This is a genomic window from Lysobacter oculi, from assembly GCF_003293695.1.
GTDB classification, from domain to species: Bacteria; Pseudomonadota; Gammaproteobacteria; order Xanthomonadales; family Xanthomonadaceae; genus Solilutibacter; species Solilutibacter oculi.
In genome coordinates this window covers 497,426-511,233 of the sequence record NZ_CP029556.1, presented here as the reverse complement: position 1 = coordinate 511,233, position 13,808 = coordinate 497,426, and the positions used below count along the sequence as shown (strand labels likewise).

General features: G+C 66.9%; 27 protein-coding genes and 1 tRNA gene. 1 reads left to right on the top strand and 27 read right to left on the bottom strand.

Annotated elements, in window-relative coordinates:
- Positions 1 to 83 (top strand) — tRNA-Ser (locus tag DCD74_RS12585).
- Between the two features lie 2 nt (positions 84 to 85).
- Here DCD74_RS12585 and DCD74_RS02455 read toward each other — a convergent pair.
- The 27 genes from DCD74_RS02455 to DCD74_RS02330 form a co-directional block, all read right to left on the bottom strand.
- A complete protein-coding gene (locus DCD74_RS02455) occupies positions 86 to 1,312 on the bottom strand; it encodes a phage head morphogenesis protein (RefSeq protein ID WP_162615871.1) in 1,227 nt (408 codons plus the stop codon).
- Positions 1,305 to 2,930 carry a DUF935 domain-containing protein gene (locus DCD74_RS02450; RefSeq protein ID WP_112925920.1) on the bottom strand — a complete coding sequence of 542 codons (1,626 nt, stop codon included), beginning with the start codon at positions 2,928 to 2,930 and terminating at the stop codon, positions 1,305 to 1,307. Before DCD74_RS02450 ends, DCD74_RS02455 begins: the two co-directional genes overlap by 8 nt.
- Positions 2,930 to 4,348, bottom strand: coding sequence for a phage terminase large subunit family protein (locus DCD74_RS02445; protein WP_112925919.1), 1,419 nt, complete (start codon positions 4,346 to 4,348; stop codon positions 2,930 to 2,932). The genes DCD74_RS02450 and DCD74_RS02445 overlap by 1 nt, the downstream gene beginning before the upstream one ends.
- Positions 4,348 to 4,911, bottom strand: a complete 564-nt coding sequence (locus tag DCD74_RS02440) for a phage protein Gp27 family protein (protein ID WP_112925918.1) — start codon at positions 4,909 to 4,911, stop codon at positions 4,348 to 4,350. Before DCD74_RS02440 ends, DCD74_RS02445 begins: the two co-directional genes overlap by 1 nt.
- A 4-nt stretch (positions 4,912 to 4,915) precedes the next feature.
- A complete protein-coding gene (locus DCD74_RS02435) occupies positions 4,916 to 5,215 on the bottom strand; it encodes a VpaChn25_0724 family phage protein (RefSeq protein WP_112925917.1) in 300 nt (99 codons plus the stop codon).
- Positions 5,212 to 5,454, bottom strand: a complete 243-nt coding sequence (locus DCD74_RS02430) for a hypothetical protein (protein ID WP_112925916.1) — start codon at positions 5,452 to 5,454, stop codon at positions 5,212 to 5,214. Before DCD74_RS02430 ends, DCD74_RS02435 begins: the two co-directional genes overlap by 4 nt.
- 8 nt (positions 5,455 to 5,462) lie before the next feature.
- Complete coding sequence (locus DCD74_RS02425; protein WP_112925915.1) at positions 5,463 to 5,693, bottom strand: TraR/DksA family transcriptional regulator; 231 nt, start codon at positions 5,691 to 5,693, stop codon at positions 5,463 to 5,465.
- Positions 5,690 to 6,373, bottom strand: a complete 684-nt coding sequence (locus tag DCD74_RS12580; protein ID WP_162615869.1) for a hypothetical protein — start codon at positions 6,371 to 6,373, stop codon at positions 5,690 to 5,692. Before DCD74_RS12580 ends, DCD74_RS02425 begins: the two co-directional genes overlap by 4 nt.
- Entirely contained in the window at positions 6,364 to 7,089 is a 726-nt protein-coding gene (locus DCD74_RS02410) for a transglycosylase SLT domain-containing protein (RefSeq protein WP_112925912.1), read from the bottom strand. Before DCD74_RS02410 ends, DCD74_RS12580 begins: the two co-directional genes overlap by 10 nt.
- A 5-nt stretch (positions 7,090 to 7,094) precedes the next feature.
- A complete protein-coding gene (locus tag DCD74_RS02405) occupies positions 7,095 to 7,412 on the bottom strand; it encodes a putative holin (protein ID WP_112925911.1) in 318 nt (105 codons plus the stop codon).
- A 190-nt stretch (positions 7,413 to 7,602) separates the two neighbouring features.
- A complete protein-coding gene (locus DCD74_RS02400; protein WP_162615868.1) occupies positions 7,603 to 8,322 on the bottom strand; it encodes a hypothetical protein in 720 nt (239 codons plus the stop codon).
- A gap of 2 nt (positions 8,323 to 8,324) precedes the next feature.
- The gene (locus tag DCD74_RS02395) at positions 8,325 to 8,741 is read right to left on the bottom strand and encodes a Mor transcription activator family protein (RefSeq protein WP_162615867.1); all 417 of its coding nucleotides are present in this window, start codon (positions 8,739 to 8,741) and stop codon (positions 8,325 to 8,327) included.
- Entirely contained in the window at positions 8,734 to 9,336 is a 603-nt protein-coding gene (locus DCD74_RS02390) for a hypothetical protein (RefSeq protein ID WP_112925908.1), read from the bottom strand. The genes DCD74_RS02395 and DCD74_RS02390 overlap by 8 nt, the downstream gene beginning before the upstream one ends.
- Positions 9,333 to 9,782, bottom strand: coding sequence for a regulatory protein GemA (locus DCD74_RS02385; RefSeq protein WP_162615866.1), 450 nt, complete (start codon positions 9,780 to 9,782; stop codon positions 9,333 to 9,335). The genes DCD74_RS02390 and DCD74_RS02385 overlap by 4 nt, the downstream gene beginning before the upstream one ends.
- Complete coding sequence (locus DCD74_RS13080) at positions 9,782 to 9,904, bottom strand: hypothetical protein (RefSeq protein WP_257791647.1); 123 nt, start codon at positions 9,902 to 9,904, stop codon at positions 9,782 to 9,784. Before DCD74_RS13080 ends, DCD74_RS02385 begins: the two co-directional genes overlap by 1 nt.
- Before the next feature lie 4 nt (positions 9,905 to 9,908).
- On the bottom strand, positions 9,909 to 10,238 hold the full coding sequence (locus DCD74_RS02380; protein ID WP_112925906.1) for a hypothetical protein: 330 nt from the start codon (positions 10,236 to 10,238) through the stop codon (positions 9,909 to 9,911).
- On the bottom strand, positions 10,235 to 10,426 hold the full coding sequence (locus DCD74_RS02375; RefSeq protein ID WP_112925905.1) for a hypothetical protein: 192 nt from the start codon (positions 10,424 to 10,426) through the stop codon (positions 10,235 to 10,237). The genes DCD74_RS02380 and DCD74_RS02375 overlap by 4 nt, the downstream gene beginning before the upstream one ends.
- Entirely contained in the window at positions 10,426 to 10,641 is a 216-nt protein-coding gene (locus DCD74_RS02370; protein ID WP_112925904.1) for a hypothetical protein, read from the bottom strand. The genes DCD74_RS02375 and DCD74_RS02370 overlap by 1 nt, the downstream gene beginning before the upstream one ends.
- On the bottom strand, positions 10,641 to 11,171 hold the full coding sequence (locus DCD74_RS02365; RefSeq protein ID WP_112925903.1) for a host-nuclease inhibitor Gam family protein: 531 nt from the start codon (positions 11,169 to 11,171) through the stop codon (positions 10,641 to 10,643). The genes DCD74_RS02370 and DCD74_RS02365 overlap by 1 nt, the downstream gene beginning before the upstream one ends.
- 249 nt (positions 11,172 to 11,420) lie before the next feature.
- Positions 11,421 to 11,834: a hypothetical protein gene (locus tag DCD74_RS02360; RefSeq protein WP_112925902.1), complete on the bottom strand. Its 414-nt coding sequence runs from the start codon at positions 11,832 to 11,834 to the stop codon at positions 11,421 to 11,423.
- Positions 11,827 to 12,111, bottom strand: coding sequence for a hypothetical protein (locus tag DCD74_RS02355; RefSeq protein WP_112925901.1), 285 nt, complete (start codon positions 12,109 to 12,111; stop codon positions 11,827 to 11,829). The genes DCD74_RS02360 and DCD74_RS02355 overlap by 8 nt, the downstream gene beginning before the upstream one ends.
- Positions 12,108 to 12,485, bottom strand: a complete 378-nt coding sequence (locus tag DCD74_RS02350) for a hypothetical protein (protein ID WP_112925900.1) — start codon at positions 12,483 to 12,485, stop codon at positions 12,108 to 12,110. Before DCD74_RS02350 ends, DCD74_RS02355 begins: the two co-directional genes overlap by 4 nt.
- A gap of 1 nt (position 12,486) precedes the next feature.
- Positions 12,487 to 12,657 carry a hypothetical protein gene (locus DCD74_RS12575; protein WP_162615864.1) on the bottom strand — a complete coding sequence of 57 codons (171 nt, stop codon included), beginning with the start codon at positions 12,655 to 12,657 and terminating at the stop codon, positions 12,487 to 12,489.
- Positions 12,654 to 12,896 carry a hypothetical protein gene (locus DCD74_RS02345; protein ID WP_112925899.1) on the bottom strand — a complete coding sequence of 81 codons (243 nt, stop codon included), beginning with the start codon at positions 12,894 to 12,896 and terminating at the stop codon, positions 12,654 to 12,656. The genes DCD74_RS12575 and DCD74_RS02345 overlap by 4 nt, the downstream gene beginning before the upstream one ends.
- Positions 12,884 to 13,144: a hypothetical protein gene (locus DCD74_RS02340; protein WP_112925898.1), complete on the bottom strand. Its 261-nt coding sequence runs from the start codon at positions 13,142 to 13,144 to the stop codon at positions 12,884 to 12,886. The genes DCD74_RS02345 and DCD74_RS02340 overlap by 13 nt, the downstream gene beginning before the upstream one ends.
- Positions 13,141 to 13,473 carry an XRE family transcriptional regulator gene (locus DCD74_RS02335; RefSeq protein WP_112925897.1) on the bottom strand — a complete coding sequence of 111 codons (333 nt, stop codon included), beginning with the start codon at positions 13,471 to 13,473 and terminating at the stop codon, positions 13,141 to 13,143. The genes DCD74_RS02340 and DCD74_RS02335 overlap by 4 nt, the downstream gene beginning before the upstream one ends.
- Positions 13,457 to 13,807, bottom strand: a complete 351-nt coding sequence (locus DCD74_RS02330) for a hypothetical protein (RefSeq protein WP_112925896.1) — start codon at positions 13,805 to 13,807, stop codon at positions 13,457 to 13,459. Before DCD74_RS02330 ends, DCD74_RS02335 begins: the two co-directional genes overlap by 17 nt.
- Between the last annotated feature and the right edge of the window lies 1 nt (position 13,808).

Sequence of the window (13,808 nt, the reverse complement as noted above, 5' to 3'; positions counted from 1 at the left end):
GGCCCGGTAGAGACCACTTCAGGCAGCTGGGAGGGTGGTGCCAAACCACCTGTTAGTGTGGGTTCGAATCCCACCCCGGGCCGTTTCATTCCCCACCCTTGAGCAGTGCGTAATCCGCCATCTGCTGAGGCGTGCGCACAGCCGCGGTGATCACCCAATTGCTGGCAATGCGGCCCACCGGCGGCATCCTGGCTGGCTGCGTATCGATGCGCACGTAGACGGCCACATAGCGCCCATCATCGAGCGGACGCGCATAGACCAGGTTGTCGGGTGAGGCTTGGCGATACACCCGGGTCGACGGGGTATAGATCCAGGACTGCAGCTCCTGAAGCGCCAGCAAGATCAACGGCAGTTCTTCGCCTTTCGCCTCACGCATCGCGTGAACCAGCTGCCGATCGGTCATGGCGAGCAATGCGCTCACCGGCTGCAGGCCGGGTGTAGTTGTATGCCGCCGCTCCACTGGGGCCGCCAATGCCTGGAGCACGTCGTCGGAGATGAAGCCAACAGGCGTGGCCGCGCCCACGGAATGGTGGCTCGACGCTGTCTCGGCAATAAAGCCCGGCCAGTCCGCCATCCAATCGACTTGGCGCCGCTGCGCATCATCCAGCGCGATCTTCCGCCAGTCCGGCGGCAGCCCCATGACCTTCTTGCCGAACTGCTCGGCGGCCGCCATCGAGCGAGCCTGCTTGCCGACGTGGTACGCCCATTCCGGCGGCGGCTCGTCGCGCTCAGAAAAACCCGGCGCGCCATCGGCACCGGCGTCGCCGCGCAGCGCACGCAGCCGCGCCTCTGAAACGCCTGTCACCGTGCAGCGGCATCCCCAGCCATTCGGCGGGTAATGCGTATCCCACCACGGGTCGCTGGTGGCGATGATCCGGCCATTCCACGCCTTGTGGTCCTCGCGGGGGTTGGCAAGCGTGTTGTGCTGGTAGCGCAGGTACGGGAAGTTCTTCAGCGTCTCCCAGCGCCCCGCCATGTAGCTGGTGCGCAGGTTGGTCTGGTAGATGATGCGCGTGCGCCAGGCGCGCCCCTTCGGTGTGCCGTCGCCGGTAAAGCCAGACCACTTGCCGGCCACCGCCGCGTCGAAGCGCTTGCGGAAATCCTCAAGGGTTTCGCCCTCGCTGATCGCCTCCTGGACCGCCTGACGGACGTCATCGAGTACATCGAGACGTGTCAGGCCCGCGACCATGAAGCCATGCGCGTGGTCGCCATGCCGCAGATCATCCCAGCGTGCCGACGGGTAGTTGATCTTGCGCCGGAAGTACGCCTCCTGCGCCGGGAACGGCTGGAACGCGAGGCGCAATTCAGGCATGGACGTCCCCGCCCTCGCCGCCCGCATCATCAATGCCGGCGCGGTTGGCCAGCGCGGATGCGTCGGCCAGCAGGTCGCCAAGGTCGTTGATGTCGAGCTCGCCCTGGAGTTCGCCCAGTCGCAGCAGCAGCTCGTCGTAGCTCTCGCAGTTCATCACCCGCTCGCGGATCTGCTGCATCCAGCCTTCGGTGATGCCGTCCGCCCGCACGGCCACCTGGGCGAGCACACCGTCCAGATACTCCGGCGCCGGCTGCGGCGGCATCTCGTCGTTGCGCGCACGCTGGATCGGTACCACCTTCGCCGGCGGCAATTCGGGCGCCTTGACCGCCGGCGGCGCCACATCAACCGCAGCCGGCTGATCCGGTGCGCGCAGCAGCTTGACGCCCTGGCCCTCGGCGGGGTCCGGGATCCCGAACTTGTCTCGCACCACCGACTGCTCGACCTCCAGCCCCATCGGCACCAGGCGTTCCAGGGCATCGAGCATCAGCTTGAGATCCTCGTCGTCCGGTACCGGAACCACCAGCGTCGGGTAGCGTCCGTGGCCGTAGTTGAGATCCACGAACGGCCGGATCAGATCGCGGTTGAGGGTGGCTTGAAGTGCCTTCGCATCGGCCTTCAACAGATCCCCGCGGACCTCGTTGTGCACCTTGGCCTGGCTCATCGAGGAGCCGTCGTCGGCCGTCATCGTCTGGCCGAGGATGCCCTTGCTGACCTGCTTGTCCCAGAAGTTGGCCAGGCGCTCGAAGAAGTCCGCGGCGCCGGCGGTGTTGGGCGCGGCCTGGAATTCGATCTTGGTGCCCTCGGCGATGACCGCCGCCGCGTCGCTGCCCAGGTTGGCGACCGCCGACATCAGCTTGGCGATCTCGCCGTCAGAGGCGTTCTGCCCATAGGTGCCCACGCGCATCGGCATGCCGAATACGTCGGCAAAGGCCATCCAGTCCTTCCAGCTCCAGGCCTTGCACATGTAGGCCGGGGCCGCGAGGCGCGCGAGGCCACCACGGATCGGTAGGCCCGTGCGGATCCGGGGCCGGTGCACGATGAACTTGTAGGGCGGCAGTGCCAGGCCATCCACCGGCGCCGTGTCATCGAGCAGGCGCAGCTCCTGGCCGGTTTCGCGGTCGTAGCGGAAGAAGCGCGGGTCGCGATGGATGATCTTGACCGGCCGCCACGGCTTGGCCGTGCGATCCCAGACGATCTCGGCGGCGGCGTAGCCCTTGCCGAATGCATCGGTCAGGTCGAACACCGCCTCGTAGAACATCGGGTCCGCCACCAGCTCGCGAATGGCGTCGGCCAGCTTCACGTCCTCGGCGGCGTCGCTGTACGCGTCGACGCGGATCTCGAGGCCGGCCAGCGCCAGGCGGCGCGTGCCCAACACCGAGGCGTAGTGCATGTCGCGCTCTTCCATCTCCTCGGCGAGCGTCAGGTAGTCCTCGGGGCTGCCGTCGGTGGCTCCCGACAGCACAGTGGCCAGCCGCTGCGGCGTCAGGTTGTTGGCGACGCTGCCGGTCCAGATCTGGCGGATACCGGTCATGCCGCCGCGCGAGATCTCCTCCTCGAGCACGTCATAGGTGATGGGCTGGCCGTCAGGGCCGAGGATGCGTGAGGTTTTCGTCGCCATCACCAGATACCTTTCTTCGAGCGCCAGCCCGCACCGATGCGGATGTCGCGGTGGATGTCGTTGTCGTCCAGGCGGACCCGCCGGTAGTCGATCGGACCGGCATCGGCGCCGGCCGCGTGCAGGGCGAGAGCCAGCGCCCAGAAGTGGTCGGCGTGGCCGTTGACGGTGCGCTCGGCGGTGAAGCGCACGTTGCCGGCCGCCGTCACCTGCTTGGTGACCATGCGCAGGTCGGCGCGGATCTTCGGGTCATGCGGGATGCGGAGCTTCCGGTCCTCCATCGCGCTGCGCACTGGGTAAGCCAGGGCCTCCTTGGTGGCAGCGGTGAAAGTCACCCCCTCTACGCGGTATTCGCCGAACTTGTCCTGGGCGTCGTCCACCCAGCCGATACCGAGGCCCGTCTTGTCCCAGCAGCTGCGGTTGCAGCGCTCGATCCACGGCCACAGGATCTTCTCCTGCTCCGACTTCCGCATCTTGTGCATGCGCTCGACGTGGCGCGTGTAGAGCACGTCGCCCAGGCGCTCAAGCACCCAGATCACGGTCAGGTCGCTGGTGCGGCCGATGTCGATGCCCACGTAGAGGTTGCGGCCCTCGATCGCCGTCCAGTCGAACTCGCGCGGGTATTCCGCCGCGCCGATCAGGTCGTATTCCAGGAAAGCCGCGTCGTCGTCGGCCGGGTTGCACATGTACTCCTGCTGGAACGACTCCTCGTCGGCCGCCCCAGCCCGTACCCAGCTGAAATAGGCCGCCTCGTCCATCTCCTGGCGCTCGTCGTCGGCCGGCAGCGACTGCTGCAGCTTCCACAGGAAGCCTTGGTCGAGCGCGTCCTGGAGCGTGACGCGGTGATGGCTGATCTTCTTCGGGTTGCCGCTCTCCACTACCTCGCGGATCAACTGGTTGAAGAAGTTGTGGCTGCCGCGGTGGGTGGAGATCACCTCCATGTTGCCGCCCCAGGTGATGCCGGGGTAAGCGATGGACCACAGCTTGCGCGGATCCGGGTGCAGCGCGAATTCGTCCAGCACGCGGCCACCGCGCTTGCCCGCCTGGGCGTCTGGGTTGCTGGACATGCTGTGGATGCGGCGGTCGTTGGCGAAGCGCAGCACGTATGCCGTCTGCTTGCTGTCCTTGTCGATCACCTGCTCGCCGAGATCCTCGGCGGCCATGTCGAGGATCTTGGCGAAGAGCTTGCAGTCCTCCACGAAAAGCCGCGCCTGCAGGTCATCGCGGCTCGACACCCACTGGTCACGCCGGGCGCCCTGGGCGGCCGTGCGCTCGACCGCGGCATAGGCTGTCGACCAGCTGATGCCGATCTGGCGCGACTTCTCCATCAGCTTCAGGCGGCTGGTGTCCTCCACCCACTTCGCCTGGAACGGCAGGAAGAGCGCGTCGCGGTTGGCCGGGATGATCTTGGCGTTGCCCATCAGCCGATCCCGAGTACTGCCCGGACCTTCTCGATGGTCAGGCCGCCGGCACCGGCTTCCTTGGCCTCGGCGTCAAGCTTCTCGCGCTGTTCGCGCAACAGCTCCTCGCGGGCCTCTGCGCGGATGGCCTTGCGCACATTGACGCTGATCCGCTTCGTGTCGATCGAGTTCTTGGCCGCGATCGCCAGCTTGCGGATGGTGTCGATGTCGATCTCGTCCTGCTCCTGGGCGCGCAGCGCGGCGTTGGCGGTCAGGGTGACCACCGCCTGGGAAAGCAGATCGCCCGCCTTGTCGCCGATCGATTCGCCGAATTCACCCACCAGTACGTTGGACGCGGCCTCGATCTCGCGCATGCGCTCGCCCAGCTCGCGCACGCCCTTGCTGTAGCGCCCCAGCCCGGTCCGCGAGATCTCCGCGGCGGGCTCACCCGGGAACTGGGCGCGGATCGCCTCCAGCATCTCGTCCAAGCCCAGCTGGTCCTCCCGCAGCAGGCGCTCGATGTAGGCACGCTGCTCGGCCGGCAGGCGGCTGATCTTGGACCGGGCGTGGCGCTTCCTGGCCATCGCCTTACTTCGGGCTCGGCCGGCTCACGCCGGGGACCAGGCAATGGCCGTCGGCAACCTCGGAGCCGCGGCTGGCCAGCGCGTACACCTCGATGCCGGGCGCCGCCTCGGTGATCGAGATCAGCCCCTGGTCACGCAGCCAGTGCGCATCGGTGCGCACGTCGTCGCGGCTGGCCACCACGCCCAGGTGCTGCAGGCCGGCGTGCATGATCGAGCTGTTGGCCCGGTAGCCGGGCTGCTCGGCCAGGATGCGCAGCATCACCAGGCGGCGATCCTCGCGCAGTCGTTCGGCGAAGCTCTTCATTTCTTCTCCTTGTCCAATAGGTGCTGCTGCACGGACCGCGTCAGCTGCGACAGCGTGTTGACCTGGCCTTCCATGCTCGACAGCCGCTCGAAGATCATTCGGGCGTCGGCGTGGTTGAGCAGGTGCTTCTGGGTGGACTCGATCGCGGCGACGCGCGCCGCCAGACCGTTGTGCTGCCACCACAGCAGCCCCACCAGCAGGATCGTGACCAGCGACAGCGCAACCAGCACCGTCAGCATCGGAACGACTAGATGCTCCATGTGCGTTCCTTCGCGGTTCCGCACTGCACGCAGCGGGTAGCTGTGGGGACCGCCATCAGACGCGCTGCGGGGATCTCCGCCCCGCAGTCCAGGCAATGCAGCGCCACGCGCTTCAGCACCGTGCGCATCTCTGCGTCACGCGCCGCCTTGCGCTGCCGGTCGAACAGATCCCAGGCGCGCTCGTCGTCCGCGGTGACTTTGTCGGCGTCATCGCTCATTTCACTTCCCGGCCGGGCATTCCCCGACCTTCAGCCCCGCCCGTTTCACCGCGTCGCAGTACCACTGCCACGCGGTCTTCTCCCACTCCTTCACCGCGCTGATCAGGCTGTTCTTGCCATCGCGGCAGTCGTGGTACATCTGGGCCGTGTTGTCGCCGTCCGCGATCAGCGCCGCCGCGCTGCTGTCGCGCAGGAACGGCAGCGCCGGGCACGACTGCATCAGGCTGGCAGCCGGGGACGGCGGTGGCGGGGTTGGCGGCGGGTCCGGCTTTCGCACGGTTGAGGTGGCACAGGACGTCATCGCCAAGCTGGCGCTGCAGATCAGGCCGATGGCGAAGCAGCGTTTGAAGCGCCTGCGACTGGCCTTCGAAGAAGGTACGGATTTCCTCACGGTCCAACTCCCGTTGATGTGCGATCGCGTCCATGCGCCCGGCGGCCTGATGCATGGCCAGGGCGGTGTCCACGTTGATCTGGAACTGACGTTCGGCGATGTCCTCCCACGCCTTCACGTCCTTGCGCAGCTGCGCGTTCTGCGCGATGGCCGTGGCGCCCTTGTGCCAGCGGTAGCCAAACCAGGTCCCGCCCGCACCCGCCAGCACTGCGACCACCAACATTGCAATGCCGGCATACGGAAGAAGCCCCGCCGAGCGCGACAGGGCGAAAACCTGCTTCACGGACATGTCGGGCCTCCCGGCCAGCCGGCCGCGATGTAGGCCGGTTCCAACACCAGCAGGATTCGTCGCGGGTAGCCGATGTTTTCCTTGTGCGCCCACTTCGCGCGGGCGCGATAGGGCTCTACGGCGAGCCAGTCGTTGGCGTTGCTGCCGTTGTTCCAGGCCAGCATGCGCTCACGGCGCAGCATGCCCGGGCCGCCGTTGTACGCCCGGAGCGCGAACGCCCAGCGGCTGCAGAACGTGAACTGGCCCTGGCCGATGCGGCGGGCGTCGTCGTACAGGTGCTTGTCGTAAAGCGCGGCGGCCATGATGGCCTGCTGCGGATTGAACGGATCGAAATCGCCTAGCTCCGCGCGCCAGAATTCCCCGGCCCATGCGGCTGTCGAAGGAATGAACTGGGCGATGCCAAGCGCCCCCGCATGCGATCGCGCATCAGCGCGCCAAGTGGACTCCTGGTGCAGCTGGGCCGCCAGCAGCGACGGCGAGCCACGCACACCCCAAGCCCGCGCCACCGCCTGTTCAACCCGGTGGCGGTACAACGCCGAGGCGGGCGGGATGCGAACACTGGCCGCCTTCTGCGGCGCGGCCGCAGCCGGTGTCGGCAGGCAGCTGGCCACCGCGAACGCCATCAGCAGCGCGGCCAGCGCATAGCGCACTGTGCTGCCCAGCAGCCCCAGCGCGGCGCGTCGGCGGATGTAGCAGTCGAAATCGACGCCGGCCATATTGATCAGCCGATCAGGCCGACCGCGATCAACGCGCAGCCGATCAACGTCGCGCGCCGGTTGCGCGCCATCGACATCTCGATCCCGTCCAGGTTGTCCGGGTCGTTGTGGCGGAAGGCAACCCAGTCGAAGACGTAGCCGCCGGCGGCCGCCATCGCGATCTTGCTCGCCGCCCACACGTAGCTGGCCAGCAGCTGCGGATTGAGCGGGGCGATCACAGCCAGCAACAACAGGCTGACCAGCAGCAGCGCCCAGACGTAACCGACGCGGTCGAAGAACGCGTCCAGGTGCTGCAGCGCATTCTTGGCTTTTTCGAACTTCATGGCGGCTCCTTGATAGGGTGGCCGCCGGCGAAGGGGTGACGCCGGCGGCCGGAAGGGCGGGCGTCCCACGCCGCCCGCCTTCGGAGCCTTCAAGATGCCGATCTGGTGCTGGTCATCGGGAGTGGCGCGCGCCACTCAAGCCAACAAAAAAGCCCCGCAGGTGCGGGGCTTCGCGTGTTAACGCCAGAGATCAGTTGTGGCCATCGGCTTCCACTATGTACCTCAACTGTTCGTTCGAAGCTTCGATTACTTTGATCCGGACATCGCGGAACCTGATGTACTGAGAATTTCGAGCGTATGTAAGATTCTGCGTGAAAGCGGGCCGCGCCATGTTATCTGGCGTGAACTCACGATACATCATCGTGATCGCATCGCTGCTCGCGCCCGTATAGACAATCTCATAGTTGGTGAAACCGCTATCGCTAAGAACGGTGGTGCTCGTTTCCGACTTCAGCCTGATGCTAGACGGATTAGGAGTGTAGGTGAATCCCATGTAGGCGCCGCCTATCCCAACCGCACGCCCGTCGAAACTCCCATCCTCTTTAATCAAGAACCCAAGAGCATTCATTGATGGGCGTGGTGCTTGCGCGATTCGATAGGTCCGGCCTTCCCGCTCAATCGTCCCTTCCACGCGAAAACGCTCGCCACGCCGGAACGTCTCATCCGGAACCAACATGGGCATGTCCAGCACGAAATCATTGTCGGCCACCAGTTCTTGCTGGGATGCAGTGCTTACCCAGTAGTCCTTCACACGAACCACCGATCCACCCACGTAAGACGAAGCGGGCTGTCCAATCGTGTAATTTCGGTCGATTACATGCTGCGGCGCACTTACTTCGAAGGGCACTTTCGAAACGGTGGCGCAGCTCGTCAGCGCAACCATTACTAGCGCAAGAAATATCTTGGACATCCTCACTCCCCCTTAAAAGGCAGCTCGCGCTGCGTACGTTTGATGTGCAGCTTCTGCTGCTGGCGGACGATCCGGTAGATCTGGCTGACCGTCAGCCCGTACTCCGCAGCGAGCGCCTCGATGTTATCGCGGTTGGCGCGGCGGTAGATTTCCTCGTGCTTGAGCACGCTGTCCAGCGCGTCACCTGTGGGCAGGTAGAACGGCCGGCCACCGAAGTGCCGCGCCAGCGCTACCGTCACCTCGCGCGCCCAACGGAACGCGGCCGCGTCGTCCATACCGTTGCGCTTGAAGCGGGCCTCGGCCACCTCGATCATCTCGATCAGGTTCTTGGGCCATTTGTGGCGCGGCACGTCCGCGTAGCGACCGCTATCGCCGTCGCCCGGGTCATCCGGAAGCATGCCGAGCTGCTCTTCAGCCATTGCCCGCTCCATGCTTCGCCCGCGCCTTCGCGCGCTCGTCTTCCGCCTGCTCGGGCGTCATGCCGCCCATATCCACCATCCGCGCGATCCACGCCAGCTGCGCCTGTAGCGGTGTCTCGCTGACACGCCGCTCGGACTTGCCCGACGCGGTGGCCAAGTGCGTTCCGGCACGGGCTTGGGCCTCGCGCTGACGCTCCGCCGCTGCGTCCTGCTTGTCAGCCAAGTCGAACACGACCTTGCGCAGGTAGTTGTGGTTGGCCAGCGGCAGGCTCAAGCCGGTGCGCTGGTCCAGCATCAGTTCCATGCCCTCCGCCCAGTGGGCGGGCGTGGCCGGGCGCCGAACCCCGCCGCGATCGTCCGCGCAGACAGCGCCGGCCTGGATCAGCGCCAGCAGCTCGCGCGAGAGCTTCACCGCACGCGCCGCTCGAAGCCCCGTTTTAGCCGGCTTGAACAGGCGCAGATAGCGCATCAAAGCCCGGCCGCACTCCGGCGGCAGCTCAGCCACAACCGCCACCAGGCGCTTCCACTCGTCGTCCGAGAAGAAGGCCTCGATGTCGCCCTGGAAGGCGCAGGCGGGGCAGTTGCCTTGGATCAACGCACCTTCCTCCTGGCATCCACCGCCAGCGCCGCCACCAACTTGTGCAGCTGCTCGTCGTTGCACCACTCCACGCGCTTCACGCCGGCCATGCGCTCGGCCATCGCGTGCGCGTAGCTCCACGGCTTGCTGCCGTCGGCCAGCAACGCCCGCACCTTGCCCAGCAGCGGCCGGCTGTCGCAGTCCTTGGGCTCGCCTGGCCAGCGGCGCCGCTTGTTCGCGGCCACCCGCTCCACCCGGAAACCCTGCGCCGCCATCGCCGCCAGCACCTGCTGGTGCTGCTGCGGGCTCATGTTGGCCGCGCTGTCGAAACCACCCACGCCATGCGCGTCCGCGCTGTGGCGCAGCAGGAACGCGCGGTACTCGCGCTCGGCCAGGCCCAGCGCCTTCTTGCCCATGTGGATGCGGGCCAGGCGCTGCCGGCGCGGATCGGCTTGCGCGGCCATCACAGGCCCCACAGCCACTGGCCGGCCGGCGTCTCGCCCAAGGCGATCGCCAGGCAGATGACCAGCAAGGCGCCGCCGACGATGGCGGCACTGATGCGCTGTTCGCGGAGGGAGGCTTTCATCGGGTCACTCCTTGTCGGTGAACCAGACGCGGTTCGGGTTGGCGGGGTCGCGGTGCATCGTGTACGGCAGGTGCGGCATGCGCAGGTCGATGTAGCGGGCAGCGCGCTGGGCAATGGCCAGCTCCTCAGCGCCCTGCCCATCGCGATCGGAATTCTCCTGGGGCACGCTCAGGTCGAAGACCCCCAGCACTTGGAAATCCACGCAGTGCGCGTAGCACTCGACGTCGCTCCGGGCAGCTTCATCGGCGATCTGCAGCGCCAGATTCAGCGTGGCCAGGCTGTGCTCCTTGTGGGTCATGCCGTCCGGGCGCACGCCTTCAGCCTTCTTCTTCATTCCTCGGCTCCGGTGCAGAGCGCGACGCGGGCGGCGCCGGCAAGCAGCTGCAGGCGCCGTTCGGCCTCCAGCTGGTCCAGCACCGAAAGCTCACGCGCGGGGTGGATGGCGGCCGACGCGCCGGAGATCCGGCGCATGGGGCTGCGGTTGTCGGTCGGCGTGACCGCGTGGGCGGGCAGCACGTCCATCAGCGGCCCTCCCGCTTGATCCACAGGCGTGTGTGGTTGGCTTCCAGCTGCTGCTCGCCGCGCACGCTGTAGCCGCCGTACCAGCCCAGTTTCTGCACCAGCCCGACCACCGCGTTGTCGCCACCGGCCGTGCTGCTGCAGGACTTGCCACCGCCGCGCGCGACGTACGTGCCCGCGGTGTAGCGCACGTTGACCTCGGTTTCTCCGGCGCGCATCACTGCACCTCCTCGATCTTGGTCTCGAAGGGCTTGATCACGAAGTCCTCGCCTTGGCTGATCGACAGGCCCTGCACGCCCTCGACCAGCGCGGCGGCCTCGGGGTCGGCCAGGATGGCGTTCTTGTCCAGCTCTTCCTTGGTGCGGATCCAGCGGTCCAGCCCCAGCTTCTTGAGCGTGGCGATGACGATGCCCTCGCCGCGCACGTTGACCTTCGGCGGCCGGGTGCGCCAGGACACCTCGCCCGCCGCGAAGGCATAGGTCTTCTTGCCGCCCTTGGTCAGGTCGGCGCGGTTGCCTTCGCAGTAGACCTGCACGGCCTGGCGCAGCACCTTGATCACCTCGGCGTGCGGCGCGGCCTGGTCCTCGAAGCGGGCGCGGATCTCGGCCAGCTCCGCGTTCATGGCCGTCTCGATGCGCTCGCGCTCACGCTGGGCGTGGCCGATGCGCTCGATGGCCGCATTGGCCTCGAAGGGGTTGGAGAAGGTGACGGCGACGGCCTCCGCCTTCAGTCGGGTTTTCTTGCTCATTTCGGTTCTCTCGTGGTGGTGCCGGTTGCCGCCGGGCTTGTGGATCGCGGGGGGTGTCGTTTTGCGTCGCGCTCGCAGCCCTTGCACCAGCTACGGGGCGTGCCTTCGGTGCGGGCGTTGAAGAATTCGGTATCGGCCGGCCACCACTCGCCGCAGCGATTGCATCGCGCCTCCAGACCCAGCTCGCCCACGCGATAGCGGTCGTGGCCTCTGGTCGGAACGCGAAGTGGCTTGAAGGCCGGGTGCATGTCAGCACTCCAGCTCCCGGCGCAGCCGCGTTGCGCCGCGCAGCAGGCTGCCGATGCCCATGCTGATGTCCTCGCAGACGCCGGCGTTGGCTGCCTCGAGCTGCATCTCCTGCAGGTCCTCGACCAGGGCACTAACGCGCATCGCCAGGGTGGGCTTGGGCCTGGATGACCGCGGCGCCGGCAGCTTCCGGTCGGGATGGATCCAGTCGGGATTCGCGGTGAAGGTGCCGGGGCGCGACTTGGGCTGCAGGAACTCGCCCCGCTTCACACCCATGCTCAGAATCGAGCGGATGGTGCCGTAGGGTGTGTAGCAGTCGCGGGCGACCAGGGCGTCCCACACCTCTACCGCCGTCATGGGCGTCGTGGCCTTGGCCAGCACGTCGCGGATCTCGGCGGTCACGTTCGTATCACGCATGGCCGACCTCGCGTGCGATCGGCGTGACGATCGTCCACTGCAGCTGCACGCCGTGGAACGGGGCGGCATAGGTGGCGGCCAAGTCGTTGTTAATCGCCATGCGACGGATCAGCGCGCCCGTCACGAAACGCGGCGGCTTTTCGATCTCGATCACCGGCTTCTGGCCCCCGTAGTAAACGGCCAGCACCTTGCCGGCGCGCATGGCCAACAGCTTGTCCAGTGCGATCAACGCCAGCTCGAACGCCGCGCGGGCGGCGTCGTTGTTGCGGATGGTCATGCTTCTTCCCCTTGCGGCAGCTCAAGGCCGAGCTGCCCGTAGATGTCTGGCAGGGCGATCCGCTTCATCGCGGCCACCTGCTTGAGTGAAGTGATGGCGCGGCGCGTCAGATAGACGCAGGTGCGGTTCAAGTCCGCGGCGTCGCCCATGTAGTGGTAGCCCTCTTCGGGCGTGGCGCAGACGGGATGTCCGTCGTTGCGCAGCTTCTCGATCACCTGGCGCAGCCGGCGCTCGTCGGCGCCGCCTGCGTCCACGCCGAGCACTTCGCTGGCCAGCGTGTGCGCATCGGCGCCGTTGGCCGGGCCGACGCGCAGCAGCAGCGCGGCCAGCACGGCGTCCGGGGTGAGTTCGCGTGCGAAGAGGGCCGGCTGCATGTCAGGTGCCCTCGCCCACGCGGCACCAGACTTCAGCGATCAGCAAGCCAAGCACACCGGAGACCAACACGAGCACCCATATCGGGCAATCTCGCGCTGTAATCACGGCGCCGAACTGTGCTGCCAGCACCCAGCTGACGGCGAGCAGGCCCAGCGTCTTCGTCTTGTTCATCGTGCGTCTCCCTTTGAGGTCGCCCCGGAGCCTATGGACGCCGGCGCGCACGCGCGGCCCGTCCCGTGCGCTTTGAGTTGATCGGTCTGCTGTTCCCGCAGCCCACGCATCACCCGGTCCATCTGCGCCTGCAGCTGCTGCAACGCCTGCAGGCGCGCGGTCACGTCCACGCCCGGCGCGGCGCCGATGCCGTTGACCAGTTGGAAGGCCTTGGCCAGGTCGTCGTTCAGGCGTGACATAGCGCCCCCCCTGCTTCCGACCGCACCAAAACCCTGTCGTGCGTGATCACCTTGAAATACAGCGCGCCACAATCCGGGCAGGTGGTGAGCGAATCCCACACATGGCCAAATGCCTTCGGCGCCAGCGTCTCTATCTGGCCGCAGCCGCAGGGGCGGGTGTAGGTGAGGACGTGACTGCCGTTCGCCTTCGCCTTCTTCATGTAGGCCTCGAACTCGACCTTCATCCGCTTCAACTGGGCCTTGTTCATTCCGCACCCCGCCGGTTCGGGCACTTCGGGCACGCGCTGGTGAAGCGCACGCGCAGTGGATTGCTGGCGGCGAACGGCAGGCGCTGGTATTCCAGGCAGCGGTTGCGCGGCAGCTCGCCGATCACCGGGCAGTCCACGGTCGCGCCCATCAAGGCCCCTTCGACCTTCTGTTGAACGGCCTTCATGTCGCCCTTGTAGGTCCCGGACAGCACCTGGCTGACCACCGTGGCGCTGTAACCGATCACCTCAGCCGTCTTCTTGCCGCCGTGCGTCTGGCGGTGCGTGCGCAGCACCTCCAGCCACGCGTCATCGTCATGCGCGCTGTGCATGGATCGCGTACTCCTTCTCGGTGTTGAAATCCCACACGCTGGTGCGGGCGCGGACGATGGCCGGGCAGACCGGGCCGGAGTCGCGGATCAGCGTCCAGATCGCCTCGTCGTTGCCGTTGCGGCTGGTCCGGAAATAACCGGCGTGGCGCAGCTTGTTGAGCCAGGCCTGCGCAGACTTGCGGTTGGGGTAGTCGGCCACCGCGACCAGGTCGCTGGCGGTGAAGCGGCGCAGCACGCGCGCGGCGTACCACAGCTTTCCGCAGCGGTGATCGTTGCGGCGCGCCTTGTTGGTGGCGCGCCGCCAGGCATTCCCGCGGGTGGTGGGAGGCGCCATG